Here is a 1,708-nt window from a genome sequence, read left to right on the forward strand (position 1 = left end):
GGCCCTTAGGGCGCTCCTGTAAATACTCGCGGAGCATACCGCCGTTGGGCGTAAGCAAGCGAAACAGGAGGACGCCCCATTACGCCGCGGCAACGACCAGGCCAAGTGCGGCAAGGCCGCCCATGTAGGCGCCGTTATCAAGCTGGAAGCTGGCGGCGCCAACAAATCGCGCGATTGGAAATACCCACCTGAACCAGCGCAGTTCATCGCGTAATTTGGTGACGGCGTGTTTCGACCAGCCACAGTGTTTACGTAGTAATCCGTCATCGTTACAGGCATCGAGGAAGAATTGAATAAACAGAAAATCGATCCCTACCTTGACCATGCTTACTGCCAACGCGTTGGAAACGACAGCTGCATCGACATATGTCGAAATCGCGAAACCGGAGACAAGCAGCGCTAGCGGTAGCGGCGCGGCTGCAAAGCCTGTGAAGGTCAGCGCCTCGAGAGAATAACGGAAACGATCAGTACTAATTCGGCCTATGCGTTTCGCACGGGTTTTGATTCCGGCAATAAAGTGAACGCGCATAGCGCCCAGTATTAGAAGCAGGACGATTGCCATAGCCAGGTGTGGCATCGTCCGCAACGCAGCGACAAAGTCCCCGGTCAGCCGACCCAGGACGGTCGGCGAAGCCAGCCGCTCGATATCGCCCGGCACAGAGCTCAGTGCGTCGATGTCGAACCGCGTCGTGTTACGAACCCATAGAAGTCGTCTTCCCAGGAAATCATCGAACTCACTTACGCTGTTTTCCAGTTGGCCCTGCACCAGGTCAAGCTCGCCGAGAACCTGGAGATAGCGGGTTCCCGCGTCGATCGCCTGTTGCACCAGGTCACGTCGGCTCTCAGCCAGCGTCGCAAGCTCCGGTCGAATCTCACTAACTTCTTCATCAGTCAGCCCGACCGTCAGGCTGTCGACGTAGCTTTTAATGTCTCGGAGCTCTCTCCGCTTTTCCGCGAGTTGAAATTGCTCGAGCCCGACATCGGCAACCTTCTGCTCGATTTCCTTCTGCCTCGCTTTCAAACTCCTTATGTTCGGTAGTACCCGGCGTTGCTCGATAAGCACCTGTCCCAACACCTGGTTGAGCCCCGCAATGGCGAGCCTGTTACGCGTGGAACTCAGAGCGTCCGCGATACTGGTTGCCTGCTCGCGTAAGCCGTCGCGCTCCTTTGAGGCGTCCTGAACATCAAGGACACGCTGCGCCAACCGAGCACTCACCTCGACGTTGCCGCGAGCGAGGTCGCGGATCGCCGGATGCCGGCCCTCCAGCTCCTGCCGGGTCGTTTCTGCCTGCTGCCTCACGAGCTCAGCAGTAACACCGCGGCGCTCGCTGATTGCGTCCTCGAATCGCCGCGCCTGCGCGCGCCCGATTTCTACCGCCTGCCCGGCGAGGTCCCGCTGCGCCTGCAAGAGTTCGAGACGAGAAGCGTGCGTTAATAACTCCTGATCAAGCTTTTTGATCTCTGCCGCGAGTCGATAGCCGCGAGCTTCAAGTTGCCAGCGGCGCGCTTCTGTCAGTTCGGCCGCTTCCCCAACTGGCGCGGGCGCATCCAGTTCCGCGGCTGAATTCGTCTGCTCCTTGCGCGCGGTCGCCAATCGGTCGCGGGCGGCCACCGGTCTCGTTAATTCGGACGCATATTGCTCGCGAAGACTGGCCAGTTGTGCCTCGGCCGCGCTGAGTTCAGCTTTCGTCTTGCTGAGAGCTTGCTC

1 protein-coding gene is annotated in these 1,708 nt (G+C 59.3%); it reads right to left on the bottom strand.

Annotated features, from left to right (window positions below; genetic code table 11):
- Positions 1–79: 79 nt before the first annotated feature.
- On the bottom strand, positions 80–1,708 hold a 1,629-nt coding region (locus tag WBM60_RS13485; RefSeq protein WP_424283186.1), incomplete at its 5' end, for a hypothetical protein.

The sequence above is a fragment of the Eudoraea sp. genome, assembly GCF_049669105.1.
GTDB lineage: Bacteria > Bacteroidota > Bacteroidia > Flavobacteriales > Flavobacteriaceae > Eudoraea.